We start from the raw sequence: 14923 nt of genomic DNA, 5'->3' as shown, positions 1-14923 counted from the left end.
CGCGGGCACGGCCGCCCCGGGGCGTGGCAGCCTCGCTCCATGGACACTCACAGCAGCGGGGCGCCCGCGGTGTGGCCGCGGGTGCCGGACGAGGCGCTGGCCGAGCAGGAACGCGTCGCGGCCCTCGCGGACCTGGATTCCCCGGGGCCGGCGCCGGGCGCGGTACGTCTGGTCGCGGGCGTGGACGTCTCGTACGCCACCGGCAGCGACGCGCTGGTCGCGGCGGCGGTGGTCCTGGACGCGGTGACGTTGGAGCCGGTGGAGTCCGCCCTGGTGGAGGGCCGGGCGACCTTCCCGTACGTCCCCGGTCTGCTGGCCTTCCGGGAACTGCCGTCGGTGATGGCCGCCTTGGACAAGCTCACGCGCACACCGCAGCTGCTGGTGTGCGACGGCTACGGCATCGCCCATCCGCGCCGGGCGGGCCTGGCGGTGCACCTGGGCGTGCTGACCGGGCTGCCGTGCTTCGGCGTCGCCAAGACGCCGTTCGTCTTCCGCAGCGGCCCGCCGGGTGCGGAGCGCGGCGCCGGATCCCCGCTGACGTCGGACGACGGCGAGGTGGTGGGCCGCGCGCTGCGCACCCAGAAGGGCGTCCGGCCGGTGTACGTGTCCGTGGGGCACGGCATCGGGCTGGACAACGCCTGCGCCCATACGTTGCGGTTCGCGCCGCGCTACCGCCTCCCGGAGACGACCCGCCTGGCCGACCACCTCAGCCGCGAGCGCCTGCGCGCGACAAGCGGCGCCTGACCCGGCGGTCGCGACGACGCGGCACATGGCGCAGGAAAAGAGCCAGGACAGAGCACAGAAAAGGGGTGCCCCGCGGGGCACCCCTTTCCTCGGTCACGGCATCAGCGCCGGCTCAAGGCGTGACGTCAGCTCCAGTCGTCCTGGGGCTCGTCCATCGAGTCCTCGCCCATGCGCCGGCGAGCCTGCTCCTGGCCCCGCTGGGCCTGCTCGTCACGGCGACCGCCGGAACGCTCCGAGTCCTCCTGGCCGGGGCGCTGCATGCCCTGCTCGGCCTGCTCGGAACCCTGGCGGCGGGCCCCCTTGGCCTTGTCGGCGTACTCGCCCGCCTTGTTCCTGATGTCGTCCATACCGCCCATGATGAACTCCTCCTGGAGTGTGTGGGGAAGCGGCCTCGATCAGACTTACACGGGCGGACAACCGGCGCATCCCGGGTCGATCATTCGCCAATCGCCCCAGGTCAGCGGCGTTTTGTGGTCACGGAACGTGATGTTCGACGGTCCTGGCGGCCTCGTCGGCGGCCCCTCCCCTGCCCACCAGGCCCCGCCGTACCCCGGCGCTGCGGGCCAGCGCCGGCGCCGCGCGGCGCATCTCCCGCCGCCCCAGCGGCCCGCCGATGACCGCCGGCAGGTATCCGCGGACCGACTGCATGCCGCGCAGCCACCACTGCGCATAGACGTGCGGCGCTCGCCGCCCGATACCCGCCACGAGACGCTCCACGGCCGGCTCCAGCGGATACGTGCGGTTCGCCGGCCACGGCAGCCGTCCCCGCAACTCCCGCAGGGCGTCGTCCTCGTCGGCGCCGCGCACCATGTCGGTGTCGGTCCAGCTGAGATATCCGACACCAACTGCCACGCCCTGGTTGCCGACCTCCGCCCGCAGGCAGTGCGCGAACGCCTCCACCCCCGATTTGCTCGCACAGTACGCCGCCATCATCGGCGCCGGCGTGATCGCGGCCAGCGAGGCGATCTGCAGCAGATAGCCGCGCGAGGCGATCAGCGCCGGCAAGAAGGCGCGGGCAGTGGCGATACTGCCCAGCAGATTGACGTGGATGACGCGGTCGAAGGCGTCCGGGTCGGCGTCCAGGAACGGACCGCCGGTCGCCACACCGGCGTTGGCGACGACGATGTCGATCCGCCCGAAGTGCGCCAGCACCTCGCCCGCGACGCCGGCCATCGCCGCCCGGTCGGTGACGTCCGCCGTCCAGCAGGCCGCGTCACCGGGCAACGACTGCCTCACCCGGTCGAGTTCGGCCGGCTCCAGGCCCACCAGCGCCAACCGGGCGCCGCGCGCGGCGAGTTTGCGGGCCAGCAGTTCACCCACCCCGCGGGCGGCGCCGGTGACCACCACGACCTTGCCGTGCACCGATGATCGGCTCATGCGCTCTTCTCCTCCAGATGCGGGTCACCCGTCCGGCCCTGCGCCCCGTCCGCCGCGTCACCCGCGACGGGCGGCACCATGTGCGCGGCGGCCAGCGACCGTATGACGGACTCGACGGCGGCCGGGTCCTCGATCGGCGTCATATGGCCGAGCCCCGGCAGTTCGGTCAGCCCCACGCAGTTCGGCAGCGCCTGCGCCATGCCGCGGGCGTGGACCTTGGGCGTGAGCTTGTCGTGGGTGCCGACGAGGACGGCGGTCGGCGCGGTCAGCGCCGCGATCTCCGCGTCCAGGTCGAGCACCGACAGCACCCGCCCCCACGCGCCGCGCTGCCGGGCCTTGCAGGCGTGCACGATCCGCGCGGTGAAGGCCGCCTGCTCCCGGGTCGGCCGCTGCCCCAGCACGCCGTAGGCGAACGCGGCGCGCGACAGCCGGGTGACCGGCCCGAGCGGCAGGCGGGAGACCAGCAACTGCCGGTGCAGCGCCCGGCGCAACCACCGCGACAACAACCGCGGCGGCAGCACCTCGGTCGCCCCGAGCAGCCGCCCACTGCCCGTACTGGCCAGCAGCACCGCGGCGGTCCGCCGGCTGACCGCTGCCCGTCCGGACGCCGCCATGATGGTCATACCGCCCATGGAGTGGCCGACCAGCACCGCCCGTTCATCCTCCGGTACGACCGCCTCCAGTACGGCTTCCAGATCATCGGCCAGTACGCCCGTGCCGTAACCCCGCCGGGTGGCCGGCGCGGCGCTGCGGCCGTGACCGCGCTGGTCGTAGGCGATGACCCGGAAATCCGACGAGAGCAGCCGCACCACCGGCGCCCAGAACAGGATCGAGCACGTCCAGCCGTGCGCGAGCACCACCGCCGGACCGTCCGGGCGGCCGAACTCCTCGACGTGGATACGGGTTCCGTCCGCCGACACGACGTCGTGCGTGCGCCGCGCGGCCACCGCCTCGTAGGGAAGCGTCATGACGCGACCTCCGCCCGTACCGTGCGATCATCGCCCGCCGCGGCCCGGTCACCCGCGGGTGGGATCAGCTCGTATTCCGACACGATCAGCTGCCTGGTCGCCCGCCGGAACTCCGCCGTGGTGCCCGGCCAAGCCGTCGTGTTGCGGCCGTCGGCGTCCAGGTACCAGCTCTTGCAGCCGCCGGTGTTCCAGACGGTGCGGGCGGCACGCCGCTGGACCTCGGCGTTCCACGCGGCCACCGCGCCGGGTTTGGCGTCGAGCGCGGCGGCGCCGGTGCGGGCGAGGGTGCGCAGGTAGTCGGCGACGTAGTTGAGCGACGATTCGATCATCAGGATCATCGAGCTGTTCCCGAGCCCGGTGTTGGGCCCGATGATGAACAGCAGGTTGGGGAAGCCGTCGACGGTGCAGCCGCGCAGCGCCGCCATGCCGCCCTTCCAGTGCTCGCTCAGGGTGCGCCCGTCCGCCCCGACGACGCGGTCGCCGATCGGCATGTCGGTGACGTGGAAGCCGGTGCCGAAGATGATCGCGTCGACCTCGCGCTCGGTGCCGTCCGCGGTGACCACCGACGAGCCGCGCACCTCGGTGAGGGCGGAGGTCACCACGTCGGTGTTGGGCTGCGCGAGCGCCGGGTAATAGGTGTTGGACAGCAGGATCCGCTTGCACCCGATGGTGTAGTCGGGAGTGAGGCGGGCCCGCAGCGCCGGGTCCTTGACCGACCGGCGCAGATGGCCGCGTGCCATCCGCTCGGCGGCCTTCATCAGCCGTGGATGCCGGACGAAGGCGCCGACCTGGAACTCCCTGATGAGCCACAGCAGTCCGCGCCGCGCTTTGGCGGTGCTCGGCACTTTGCCGTGCAGCCAGCGTTCGGCGCCGCTGACCGGGCGGTCCACCCGAGGCAGCACCCACGGCGGCGTGCGCTGGATCACCGTGAGCCGGCCGACCTCGGGCTGGATCGCCGGCACGATCTGGATCGCCGACGCCCCCGTGCCGACCATGGCGACGCGCTTGCCCGCGAGGTCGAAGTCGTGGTCCCACCGCGCGGAGTGGAAGACCCGGCCGGGGAAGTCCTCGATGCCGGGGATGTCGGGGACCTTCGGGTCGGACAGCGGGCCGGTCGCCGAGACCACGACGTCGGCGGTCAGTTCCCCGGCCGCCGTGGTGAGCTCCCAGCGCCTCCTGGCGGCGTCCCAGCGGGCCTGCAGCACCTCGGCGCCGAAGCGCAGGTGCGGGCGCAGCCCGAAGGTGTCCGTGACGCGTTCCAGGTAGTCGCGGATGTGCTGCTGCCCGGAGAAGGCCCGCGGCCAGTCCGGGTTCGGCGCGAAGGAGAACGAGTACAGGTGCGAGGGCACGTCGCAGGCGCACCCCGGGTAGCTGTTGTCGCGCCATGTGCCGCCGACGGCGTCGGCGCGCTCCAGGATCACGAAGTCGGTGATCCCCTCGCGCCGCAGCCGTACGGCGGCCCCCAGCCCGCCGAATCCGGATCCGATGACCGCCACCCGCACGTGTTCGCGGTTGTCGTCGCCCATGGCACCGCCCTTCCTTCCCGCCGCCCGTCCACGGCCGCGGCCGTGGACCGGTCCCGCCGACCGCAGCCAGCACACCATGCCATCAATCACTGGCACCATCAGGACTGTAGAACACCGGGGTTACCACCGGTAGGGGGCGGACGGGATTCGTTTCGCCCGGCGATGTACGACGCCGCGGCACCCGTGCCGGCGCATCCTCGGCACAGGGATGCCGCCGAGCCCGCCGACGTGGGAATGTACGCCCGCCCGGCGACCCGGCCGAGAAACGTCCGCCGAGGACCGCCGCACAAGGATGAAGCCCGTCACACCACCGCATAGGCTGGGCGGGTGAACGACCGCGTGGACCAGACAGGCACACCGGGTGCCGTCGGCGCTCACCCCGCCGAGCACCCCCGCGCACGCGAATACCGCGTGGAGGAACTCGCGGAGGCCGCCGGCATACCGGTCAGAACCCTGCGCTTCTACCGCGAGCGGCGCCTGCTGCCGCCCCCGCGGCGCGACGGTCGTATCGCCTGGTATTCGGAAAGCCATCTCGCCCGGCTGCGCACCATCGCCGCGCTGCTGGAGCGCGGCCACACCCTCGGCGGCATCGCCGAGCTGATCACCGCGTGGGAAAAGGGCCGCACCCTCGGCGGCGTCGCCGAACTCCTCGGCCTCAGCGACACCCTCGCCGCCTCCTGGTCCGACGAGACCCCGGTGGTCCTGACCCCGCAGGAACTGGCCGACTACTTCGGCGACGACGTCAGCCCCGAGAACCTGACGACCGCCCTGGAGATCGGCTACATCTCCGTCGCGGGCGAGAACGCCCTGCACACCAGCCGCCGCCTGCTGGACGTCTCGGCCGCACTGGTACGCGAAGGCGTGCCGCTGGCCGCCGTCCTCGAAGCCGGCCGCCGGGTGCGCACCCACGTCGACGCCCTCGCCGCGCTCTTCACCGACGTGGTCAAGACCCACGTGCTGGGCCCCCTGGACGACCTGCCGCCCGAGCAGATGCAGCGGGTGTCCGACACCATGCAGCGCCTGCGCCCGCTGGCCAAGGACATCGTGGACGCCGAGATGTCGCTGGCCATGGAGCGCCGGATCCGCGCCGAGGTCGACGCGTGGCTGCGCCGCAGGCAGCCCTCCCCGGCCCCCGGGACCGCCGCCCCGGGCGAGGAGTCCCTGGACGGCGCGGCGCCCCCTCAGCGGCCCGCAGAGGGCCTGTGAGGGCGCCCCGCAGGGCGAGCGCCGGACCCGGCAACCTGCAAGAGTGGAGAACAGCGACCCGATTGGGAGGTGTCCCCCGTGCAACAGCCCCATGACGCCGGCGCGGAGCAGGCCATACTCAGCCGCATCAGCCAGATGGTCGCCGACGAGAAGGCGCTGCGCGACATGCTCGCCGGCTCCGACTCGGACGGCGCCGAGGAGCGTGGCCGCCTGACCGCCCTGGAACACGAACTCGACCAGTGCTGGGACCTGCTGCGCCAGCGCCGCGCACTGTCGGAGGCCGGCGAGGACCCGGGCGCCGCCAAGGTCCGCCCCTCCTCCACCGTGGAGGGTTACCGGTCGTGACCGATTCGTCGACGAAGGGCGGCGCCCCCGACATCAGCGTCGTCGACGCCCCGCAGGCCGGCCGCTACGAGGCCAGGATCGGCGGCGATCTCGCCGGCACCGCGTCCTATATGCGCACCCCCGAGATGATCGCCTTCGTGCACACCGAGGTGGGCGACGCCTACGAAGGCCGCGGCGTCGGGTCCACCCTGGCCCGCAGGGCCATGGACGACGCCCGCGCACAGGGCCTGCGCGTCCTGGCCATCTGCCCGTTCATCGCCGGGTGGCTGGACCGGCACCCGGAATACGCGGACCTGCAGTACGTGCCGGAAAGCAGCGTCTCCGACTGACCGGCGGCACGTCCGGTTGACCGGCCCGGGGCTCGCGGCGCCCGGCGCACATTGATGTCGTTTTTCCGCCGGACCGGCACCGTGACGAGGAGCGATGCTGGACAGGTGCATACGGACTTCGACGCTTGCGTCCGCGCCGTCCGGTCCAAGGACGCCCGGTTCGACGGGTGGTTCTTCACCGCGGTGCTGACCACCCGCATCTACTGCCGGCCCAGTTGCCCCGCCAACCCGCCGAAGGTCGTCAACATGACCTTCTACCCGAGCGCCGCCGCCGCGCAGCAGGCGGGGTTCCGCGCCTGCAAGAGGTGCCGCCCCGACGCCAGCCCCGGCTCGCCCCAATGGAACGAGCGCGCCGACCTGGTCGCCCGCGCCATGCGGCTCATCGCCGACGGCGTGGTGGACCGCGACGGTGTCCCGGGCCTCGCCGCCCGGCTCGGCTACAGCACCCGCCAGGTGCAGCGCCAACTGATCGCGGAACTCGGCGCGGGACCGCTCGCCCTGGCCCGCGCGCAGCGCGCCCAGACCGCGCGGCTGCTCATAGAGACCACGTCCATGCCGATGGGCGAGGTCGCTTTCGCGGCCGGCTTCGCCAGTATCCGCACCTTCAACGACACCGTCCGCGACGTCTTCGCCTTCGCGCCGGGAGAACTGCGCGCGCGGGTGGCCAAGGGCCGCCCCGCCGCCACGCCGGGCTCGCTCGCGCTGCGGCTGCCTTTCCGCCGCCCGCTCACCCCGGACAACCTGTTCGGCCACCTGGCGGCGACCGCCGTCCCGGGGGTCGAGGAATGGCGGGACGGGGCCTACCGCAGGACCCTGCGGCTGCCGTACGGCACCGGCATCGTCGAGCTGAGGCCGCACCCGGACCACATCGGCTGCCGGCTGTGGCTCACCGACTGGCGCGACCTGTCGCAGGCCATCAGCCGCTGCCGGCGGCTGCTCGACCTGGACGCCGACCCGCTGGCGGTCGACGCGCTGCTGTCCGCCGACCCGCTCCTGGCGCCGCTCGTCGCCAAGTCGCCCGGCCGACGGGTCCCGCGGGTCACCGACGGCCCGGAGTTCGCCGTCCGCGCGGTCCTCGGCCAGCAGATCTCCACAGCCGCGGCCCGTACCCACGCCGGCCGGCTGGTCGCGGCATACGGCGAGACCGTCGACGACCCCGGCGGCGGCCTCACCCACCTCTTCCCGTCCACCGCCGCGCTGGCCGGGCACGACCCGGCGGAGCTGGCGATGCCGCAGAGCCGCAGGGACACCCTGGCGGGCCTGCTGCGGGCCCTGGAGGACGGCGACCTGGACCTGGACGTCGGCAGCGACTGGCAGCGCGCACGCGCCCGGCTGGGGGCCTTGCCGGGCTTCGGCCCGTGGACGGTCGAGACGATCGCCATGCGGGCGCTCGGCGACCCCGACGCCTTCCTGCCGACCGACCTCGGCGTCCGCCACGCCGCCCGCGACCTCGGCCTGCCGGCCACACCTGCGGCCCTCACCCGGCACGCCGCCGCCTGGCAGCCGTGGCGTGCGTACGCCACGCAATACCTGTGGGCGACGGGCGATCATCCGATCAACATCCTGCCCACCGACCACCCTCACCCGGAAGGCACGTCACGATGACGACCACGACCACCCGCGCGACGGCCACCGCGGCCGGCACGTCGGCCCATACGACGATCGACAGTCCGATCGGCCCACTGACGCTTGTCACCCGTGAGGGTGGCCTCGCGGGCATCTACATGACGGAGCACCGGCACATCCCGCCGCAGGAGACCTTCGGCCCGCGCGTCACGGTGACCGGCCACCCGGTCCTCGCCCGCACCGCCGAGCAATTGGCGGCGTACTTCGCCGGCGAGGCACCCACCTTCGACATCGGCCTGTCGACGTCCGGCACGCCGTTCCAACGCCGCGTATGGGCGGCGCTGCGGGACATCCCGTACGGCGAGACCGTCTCGTACGGCGAGCTCGCCGGCGTCCTCGGCCAGCCGACCGCCTCCCGCGCGGTCGGGCTCGCCAACGGCAAGAACCCGGTCAGCATCATCGTGCCCTGCCACCGCGTCGTCGGCGCCGACGGCAGCATGACCGGCTACGGCGGCGGAGTGGAGCGCAAGCGCTGGCTGCTGGGCTTCGAACGCGGCCTGCAGCAGCCCGTCCTGGGCTGACACCCTGCGGTCCGGCCGGAAAGCCGCTGCGACGGAGCCCTGGGGCGCCCTGCGGCGCCCTGCGGCTCACGTCCCGGCCAGCGCCCCCTCCGCCTGCACCGGTGCGCCGGAGTCGCCGTCGCCGCCGGAAGCTCCCGAGCCGTCCGTACGGCGCCTGCGCCACCAGCCGTAACCGGCCAGCACGGCGAGCCCCACCAGCGACGCGCCGCCGACGAGTTCGCCCTGGCGCAGGCCCGGCGGCGTGAAGGAGCACGACACGGTGGTCGCGGCGCCGTCGGCCGGCAGCTTCACGGCCAGCAGCCCGAGCCAGGACTGCGCGGTGCTCTTGCCGCCGCCACCTGCCGAGCACTGCCACCCGGTGATGGCGGGCGCCGCGAACACGGCGTATCCGCGCGAACCGCTCGGCAACTGTGCGGAGAATCCGTCGTCGCCCACATGCACGGAGGTCGCCGCCGATGCCGCAAGCTGCTGCTCGGCGTCGGCGAGCTTCTTCGGGTCCAGGCATCCGATGGCGTCGGTGCCCAGCGTCGTCGTCGCGAAGACCCGTACCTTCAGCGTCACCCGCCCGTCCGCGGGTGCGTCGGCGACGTGCACCATTGCGGCGCGGCGGGCCGGCATGTCGCCGGTGAGGGAGAAGCTCTGCCCGCCCGGCACCCCGATCCGGCTGTTCAGGTCCGGTGCGTTCAGATACACCTGGTCACCGGCCGGGCAGGACGTCTCCAGCGTGTACTTGTCGTCGTTCGCCAGCGTGGCACCGCCGTGCACCTGGAACTGGTCGCCGCTCGGCAGCACCTGCTTCCCGTTCCCGTCCCGCAAGGTGATCGGTCCGGACGCGTCGTAGACCCGGTGGCCGAGCAGCATCTCCTGGTTGCGGTACGGCGAGGCGCCGTAGGCGCCGGTGGTGCCGGGGCCGCGAACGGTCACCAGCGGCGGCACCTTCTGCCGGGTGATGAACGACGGCGCCTTTGGTGCCGGGTTTCCGCGCTGGTGCGGGTCCAGGGCCTGGTGCGACCGTGCGCCGACGGAGAAGATCACGTCGGTCACGGGGTTGTCGAGGCTCTGCAACGACCGGCCGTGCGACGTCCAGCCGCCGCCGAGCGCGGCCAGTGTCTGCGTCCAGACCTCGGGCGTCAGGCTGCTGTAATAGGCCGCGCCCTGCCCGCCGACCATCAGCGGGTCGTTGCCGACGGTCTGCTCACGCCCCGGGTCGGTGCGGTAGTCGGGCCAGTCGTCCGCCGACGCGACAGCCGCGGCCTGCGAACTCTCCCGGTGGCCCCAGGGGGCGTAGTCGTCGAGGAGCTCGATGCGCTTGCGGTCGGCCCACGCCGTGGACAGCGACGACTGCGCGAACTGCACCGCGACCAGCACGCTGACGGCGACCAGGACCAGCGCCCTGCTGCGCTGCGTTTCCGCGCGCCCGAGGAGTATCAGGGCGCCGACCACGCATCCCAGGCCGACGGCGAACAGCGCATAGGTGCCGCGTCCCGTGACGCCGGCGTCCGACCCGATCGCGGCGACCGCCGCCAGGGCGGCCATCACTGCGGCACCGAAGCCGATCTGACGCCACGTCGGCAGGCCGTGGGCGAGCGCGAACCAGGCGGCGATGATCATCACACCGCTCAGCACGAACGTCTGGCGGTAGGGGCTTCCGTTGGGCGTCGCGAACGCGTGCCACGCCAGGTGCGTCGGCTGCCACTGGAACGACAGCAGGACGGCCAGCATGGCACCGGTCCACACCACGCGCGTACGGCGCGGTACGACCCCGTGGAAGGGCAGCAGGAGCGCCAGCAGGAGCGCCGCCGAGTCGAGGTACAGCGCGGGGCTGGCGGAGCCGAACGTGCCCGGCAGGAGCCGCCCGAAGACGTCCGGCCAGGGTGCGGCGGCGAAGTCCCCGTCACGGCCGGGATAGGCGAGCTTGGTGGCCTTGACGATGGTGAGCAGCAGCGGCGCCGACAGCCCGATGCCGAGGACCATCGACAGGGACGCCCGCCCCATCGCCTTGAGGGCCTGCCGGCGCGTGGTGCCCGGTTCCATCAGCAGCCGGGCGACGAGGACGATGGCCGAGGCGATCGTGGCCATGTACGCGGTGTAGAAGTTCGCGGTCCAGCCGAGTGCGACGATCACGACGGCCAGGACCGGGCGCCGCCCCGTCCGCGCCCATTCCACGACCATGCAGAAGAGCGGGAAGGCGATCAGGCCGTCCAGCCACATGGTGTTGTACTCGGCGGTGGTGATGGTCCACCCGCACATCGCGTACGACGCGCCGAGCAGCCCCGCGCCCCACCAGCGCCCCGGGCGCAGCATCAGCAGCAGGCACGCCATGGCCGCGGCGGCGGCGCCGATCTTCAGCACGGTGATGGCGTAGACGGCCAGGTCGATGCGGTCGCGCGGGAAGAGCGCCACCAGCAGGGCGAACGGGCTGGAGACGTAGGTGCCCAGGTCCGGCAGGAAGCTGGTGCCGTACCCGGACTGCCAGTTCAGCAGGATGCCGCCGTCGGCCTTGCCGTGCAGCAGGTCCCACAGGTGGGCGTGGAACGGCACGAACTGGTTGCCGAGGTCATTGACGTTGCGCGTGCGCGACCCGAAGGGATACGTGTGCGAGAAGGCGTCCCCGGCGCAGAAGGCGACGGCCGCCGCGAAGGCGCCGAGCAGTGCGGCGCGCAATCGGACCGCAGCACCTGAGGGGCCCTGCCTGGCTTCCAACGGTTTGACCCCCACACACGACCGATCCTGTGATTTTCGGCAGATGGTAGGCAGACACGGGCATCGGAATGATGGCGACCATCGGGCCATAGGGTGAACAGAAAGCCCGATCGGCCGACCGACGCGCGAGGCATCGGCCGGCCGACCGGGACAGTCACCCTTTCGAGGGGGTGGAACCGGTCAGACGACGACGGGCTCCCGTTCCCCCTCGTCGGCCGCACGCGGCGAGGGGGCGAGGTTCTTGCGCAGCTGCTCGCCCTCCACGTCGACGTTCGGCAGCGCACGGTCCAGCCGGCGCGGCAGCCACCAGGCGGAGCGGCCGAGCAGTGCGAGCACCGCGGGCACGATGGTCATACGGACGATGAACGCATCGAATGCCACCGCGATGGCCAGACCGAAGCCCATCATCTTGATCATCGATTCCGACGATCCGATGAATCCGGCGAAGACACTGATCATGATGACCGCCGCCGCCGACACCACCCGTGCGCCATGGGTGAAGCCGGTGACGACCGCCTGCCCCGGCGTCTCGCCGTGGACGTATGCCTCGCGCATCCGGGTGACCAGGAAGACCTCGTAGTCCATGGCGAGGCCGAACACCACGCCGATCAGGAAGATCGGCATCATGCTCATGATCGGACCGGTCTGCTCCACGCCGAGCAGGCCGGACAGCCAGCCCCACTGGAAGACCGCCACGACCGCGCCCAGGGCGGCGAGCACCGACAGCAGGAAGCCGAGCGCGGCCTTCAGCGGCACCAGGACGGAGCGGAAGACGACCATCAGCAGCAGGAAGGCGAGCCCGACGACCAGCACCAGGTAGGGCACCAGGGCGTCGTCGAGCCGCTGGGAGACGTCGATGTTCATGGCGGTGGTGCCGGTGACCAGCACCTCGGCGCCCGTGGTCTTCTCGAAGTCACCCGAATGGCCGCGGATGACGTGGACCAGGTCCTCGGTCTGCGCACTGCTCGGCTTGGAGGCCGGCACGACGGTCAGGGTGGCGGTGTCCGCCGTGGCGTTGAACGACGGCTCGGTCACCGTCTTGACATCGGCGAAGGCGGAGATCTTCTGCTTGACCTCCTGCGCCGCGGCCTTGGGGCTGTCGCTGTGGGCGCCGTCGACCACGACCATGAGGGGACCGTTGAAGCCCGGCCCGAAGCCGTCCGACAGCATGTCGTAGGCCTTGCGCTGCGTGGTGCTGACCGGCTGCGAGCCGTCGTCCGGCAGGCCCAGCTGCATGCCCGTCACGGGCACCGCCGCGAGCCCCAGGGCGACCACCGCGGCCACCAGGAACGGAACCCGCCGCCGCACTACCAGGCGCGCCCACCGCGTCCCCATGGAGGGTTTCCCGTGCGCTGCGGCCCGGCCCTTGCGCACCTTGCGGGTGAGGACCTTGGGGCCGGCGAAGCCGAGGAGCGCCGGGATGAGCGTGAGCGCGATCAGCACGGCGACCGCCACGGTGGCGGCTGCGGCCAGGCCCATCTTGGTGAGCATCGGGATGTTGACGACCGACAGGCCGGCGAGCGCGATGAGCACCGTGAGCCCGGCGAAGACGACGGCCGAGCCCGCGGTGCCGACGGCGCGGCCGGCTGCTTCCTCGCCGTCGCGGCCCTCCATGAGTTCGTGCCGGTGGCGCGAGACGATGAACAGCGCGTAGTCGATGCCGACCGCCAGTCCGATCATCGACGCGAGTGTCGACGACGTGCTGGACAGGCCGAGCGTGCTCGCGAGCGCGGTGATCGACGCGATGCCGACGCCCACCCCCATGATCGCGGTCAGCAGCGGCAGCCCCGCGGCGACGAGCGAGCCGAACGTCAGCAGAAGGACGACGGCGGCGATGCCGATGCCTATTGCCTCGCTGTTGCCCGTCGACGGCGAGGCCTGCAGGGCGGTGCCGCCGGCTTCGACGTCCAGTCCCGCGTCGCGGCCGTGCTGGGCGGCGGTCTCGATCGCCGTGTGGGTGGCGTCGGTGATCTCCGTTGATTTCACCTGGAAAGTGACCGTCGTATAAGCGGTCGATCCGTCCTTGCTCACGGTGCCCGCGGTGTACGGGTCGGCGACCGTCGCACGTTGCGGTGTGTGCCGCAGTTCGCCGACGACCTTTTCCACGGCGGCCTTGTTCTCACCCGCGGTGACCTTCTGCCCGCCGGGCGCCTTGAACACCATGCGGGTGCTCGCGCCGTCGGCGTTGCTGCCGGGGAAACGCTCGTGCAGCAGGTCGAACGCCTTCTGCGCCTCGGTCCCCGGGACGGTGAAGTTGTCGGCGGGCGCGGTCGGCGCGGTCGCCGCGCCGACTCCCGCGAGGGCCAGCAGCGCGATCCAGACAAGGACGACGTAGCGCCGTCGCCGGAAGGCGAACCGGCCCAGTTTGTAGAGGAACGTGGCCATGGGGGCAGGGCTCCCGTCAGGAAATATGGAAAAAGGGCGTAAGGAACCAGCCCGACGACGAGAGCGGCGTGTCAGGTGGAAAGGGTGGGGCGTATCGGTGGGTGACTGGGACGGGTGAACGACGGTGTCAGGGCATGGCTGCCCGACCTGACGATCGGCTCAGGCGATGATCGGCTTACCTCGTGTGACGACTTATGACGACAGGCCGAGTGCGGGGATCACCACGGCGTCGATGTATCTGTGGCTGTACTCGGGGTCGGCGTCGAGGCCCTCGAGAATCGGACGCGCCATTGCGCCGCCGAAGAGCATGTGCGGGATGAAGTGCCCCGCCGGGTTGTCGGCCGACAGCTCACCGCGGTCGACGGCCCGCTGCACCAGGACACGGAAGCTGTCCAGTTCCGGCTCGATGAGCAGTTCCCGCAGGGCGCGGAAAAGGTCCTCGTTCCGGAAGGCGGCATGCGCGAGGCCGCGCATGAGCTCCTGGTCGCGCTTGGACTCGTCCTCGTCGTGGCACCGCACGAGCTCGTGCAGGTCACCGGCGAGCGACCCGGTGTCGATGTCCGAGGGGGACACCGGCTTGAGGTGGCGCAGCGCGGTGGCGACCATCTCGGGCTTGCCGTTCCACTGGCGGTAGAGGGTGGCCTTGCTGGACCGCGTACGGGCAGCGACCGCGTCCATGGTCAGCGCCTCGTAGCCGACCTCGCGCAGCAGCTCGACGACCGCCTCGAACAGCTCCCGCTCGCGTTCGGGGGTCAGGCGGGTACGACGCCCGGCGGATGCCTGAGCTGTCATGTCCTGTCCTCCGAATCCTCTGGTACGGGCCGCCATAGCGTACGGCCTCGTTCCGTATCGCAGCGACCGCGCGGCCACCGTCATCGAAACGATGTCGTACACCTAGAGCGTAGACGACCCACGATCGAAACGCCACCGTTTCGATCGTGGGTCGTATCACTCGCCGCGCGGGAACTCGGCCATGGGCGGGACCGCCCGTTTTCCTGCGCATATTGCCCAGCCGCCCGCCGGTCCCGCGCACATCGCGCTCACACGGCCGGCTCAGGCCGGCAGCGCAAGAGTGTGGCCGGTGTGCTCGACCTTGGCGCGCAGATAGCGGACGTTCGCGTCGGACACATGCACCCCGGTCGGCACCCGCTCGGTCACCTCCGTGCCGAGGGCGGCCAGCTGCCGCGCCTTGT

General features: G+C 72.1%; 13 protein-coding genes. 6 read left to right on the top strand and 7 right to left on the bottom strand.

The genetic code is table 11. From position 1 onward, the window contains the following. Positions 1-39 precede the first annotated feature (39 nt). Positions 40-744, top strand: coding sequence for an endonuclease V (locus HCN08_RS22715; protein WP_167985055.1), 705 nt, complete (start codon positions 40-42; stop codon positions 742-744). A gap of 125 nt (positions 745-869) precedes the next feature. Here HCN08_RS22715 and HCN08_RS22710 read toward each other — a convergent pair whose 3' ends face one another. The 4 genes from HCN08_RS22710 to HCN08_RS22695 all read right to left on the bottom strand — a co-directional run bounded on the left by HCN08_RS22710 (position 870) and on the right by HCN08_RS22695 (position 4615). Further along, the gene (locus tag HCN08_RS22710) at positions 870-1091 is read right to left on the bottom strand and encodes a hypothetical protein (protein WP_167985054.1); all 222 of its coding nucleotides are present in this window, start codon (positions 1089-1091) and stop codon (positions 870-872) included. A gap of 127 nt (positions 1092-1218) precedes the next feature. Beyond that, on the bottom strand, positions 1219-2121 hold the full coding sequence (locus tag HCN08_RS22705; protein ID WP_167985053.1) for an SDR family oxidoreductase: 903 nt from the start codon (positions 2119-2121) through the stop codon (positions 1219-1221). Further along, on the bottom strand, positions 2118-3089 hold the full coding sequence (locus HCN08_RS22700; RefSeq protein WP_167985052.1) for an alpha/beta fold hydrolase: 972 nt from the start codon (positions 3087-3089) through the stop codon (positions 2118-2120). The genes HCN08_RS22705 and HCN08_RS22700 overlap by 4 nt, the downstream gene beginning before the upstream one ends. Then, positions 3086-4615 carry a flavin-containing monooxygenase gene (locus HCN08_RS22695; protein WP_167985051.1) on the bottom strand — a complete coding sequence of 510 codons (1530 nt, stop codon included), beginning with the start codon at positions 4613-4615 and terminating at the stop codon, positions 3086-3088. The genes HCN08_RS22700 and HCN08_RS22695 overlap by 4 nt, the downstream gene beginning before the upstream one ends. Positions 4616-4954: 339 nt before the next feature. Here HCN08_RS22695 and HCN08_RS22690 point away from each other — a divergent pair, with 339 nt between their 5' ends. The 5 genes from HCN08_RS22690 (at position 4955) to HCN08_RS22670 (ending at position 8642) form a co-directional block, all read left to right on the top strand. Next, positions 4955-5821 carry a MerR family transcriptional regulator gene (locus HCN08_RS22690; RefSeq protein WP_407648862.1) on the top strand — a complete coding sequence of 289 codons (867 nt, stop codon included), beginning with the start codon at positions 4955-4957 and terminating at the stop codon, positions 5819-5821. Positions 5822-5899: 78 nt separating this feature from the next. Next, positions 5900-6166: a DUF2630 family protein gene (locus tag HCN08_RS22685; RefSeq protein WP_322974620.1), complete on the top strand. Its 267-nt coding sequence runs from the start codon at positions 5900-5902 to the stop codon at positions 6164-6166. Beyond that, positions 6163-6495: a GNAT family N-acetyltransferase gene (locus HCN08_RS22680; protein ID WP_322974619.1), complete on the top strand. Its 333-nt coding sequence runs from the start codon at positions 6163-6165 to the stop codon at positions 6493-6495. Before HCN08_RS22685 ends, HCN08_RS22680 begins: the two co-directional genes overlap by 4 nt. A gap of 105 nt (positions 6496-6600) precedes the next feature. Further along, positions 6601-8100 carry an AlkA N-terminal domain-containing protein gene (locus HCN08_RS22675; protein WP_167985050.1) on the top strand — a complete coding sequence of 500 codons (1500 nt, stop codon included), beginning with the start codon at positions 6601-6603 and terminating at the stop codon, positions 8098-8100. Further along, positions 8097-8642 (top strand): methylated-DNA--[protein]-cysteine S-methyltransferase, encoded by a 546-nt coding sequence (locus HCN08_RS22670; protein WP_167985049.1) that lies wholly within the window; start codon positions 8097-8099, stop codon positions 8640-8642. Before HCN08_RS22675 ends, HCN08_RS22670 begins: the two co-directional genes overlap by 4 nt. Positions 8643-8708: 66 nt before the next feature. On the opposite strand, the gene HCN08_RS22665 is transcribed toward HCN08_RS22670, so the two are convergent. From HCN08_RS22665 to HCN08_RS22655, 3 genes are all read right to left on the bottom strand, one after another. Further along, positions 8709-11306: a YfhO family protein gene (locus HCN08_RS22665; protein ID WP_240970350.1), complete on the bottom strand. Its 2598-nt coding sequence runs from the start codon at positions 11304-11306 to the stop codon at positions 8709-8711. Between the two features lie 219 nt (positions 11307-11525). After that, a complete protein-coding gene (locus HCN08_RS22660) occupies positions 11526-13730 on the bottom strand; it encodes an MMPL family transporter (RefSeq protein ID WP_167985047.1) in 2205 nt (734 codons plus the stop codon). A gap of 192 nt (positions 13731-13922) precedes the next feature. Beyond that, on the bottom strand, positions 13923-14522 hold the full coding sequence (locus HCN08_RS22655) for a TetR/AcrR family transcriptional regulator (RefSeq protein ID WP_167985046.1): 600 nt from the start codon (positions 14520-14522) through the stop codon (positions 13923-13925). Positions 14523-14923 lie beyond the last annotated feature (401 nt).

This window comes from Actinacidiphila epipremni (assembly GCF_012034175.1).
Taxonomy (GTDB): domain Bacteria; phylum Actinomycetota; class Actinomycetes; order Streptomycetales; family Streptomycetaceae; genus Actinacidiphila; species Actinacidiphila epipremni.
The sequence above is the reverse complement of the archived record's forward strand: the minus strand, read 5'-3'. Positions and strand labels throughout refer to the sequence as shown.

What these genes read in the sequence shown, in the direction of transcription:
- HCN08_RS22715 (WP_167985055.1), top strand. Translation starts at nt 40, where the DNA reads ATGGACACTCACAGCAGCGGGGCGCCCGCGGTGTGGCCGCGGGTGCCG.
- HCN08_RS22710 (WP_167985054.1), bottom strand. Translation starts at nt 1,091, where the DNA reads ATGGACGACATCAGGAACAAGGCGGGCGAGTACGCCGACAAGGCCAAG.
- HCN08_RS22705 (WP_167985053.1), bottom strand. Translation starts at nt 2,121, where the DNA reads ATGAGCCGATCATCGGTGCACGGCAAGGTCGTGGTGGTCACCGGCGCC.
- HCN08_RS22700 (WP_167985052.1), bottom strand. Translation starts at nt 3,089, where the DNA reads ATGACGCTTCCCTACGAGGCGGTGGCCGCGCGGCGCACGCACGACGTC.
- HCN08_RS22695 (WP_167985051.1), bottom strand. Translation starts at nt 4,615, where the DNA reads ATGGGCGACGACAACCGCGAACACGTGCGGGTGGCGGTCATCGGATCC.
- HCN08_RS22670 (WP_167985049.1), top strand. Translation starts at nt 8,097, where the DNA reads ATGACGACCACGACCACCCGCGCGACGGCCACCGCGGCCGGCACGTCG.
- HCN08_RS22660 (WP_167985047.1), bottom strand. Translation starts at nt 13,730, where the DNA reads ATGGCCACGTTCCTCTACAAACTGGGCCGGTTCGCCTTCCGGCGACGG.
- HCN08_RS22655 (WP_167985046.1), bottom strand. Translation starts at nt 14,522, where the DNA reads ATGACAGCTCAGGCATCCGCCGGGCGTCGTACCCGCCTGACCCCCGAA.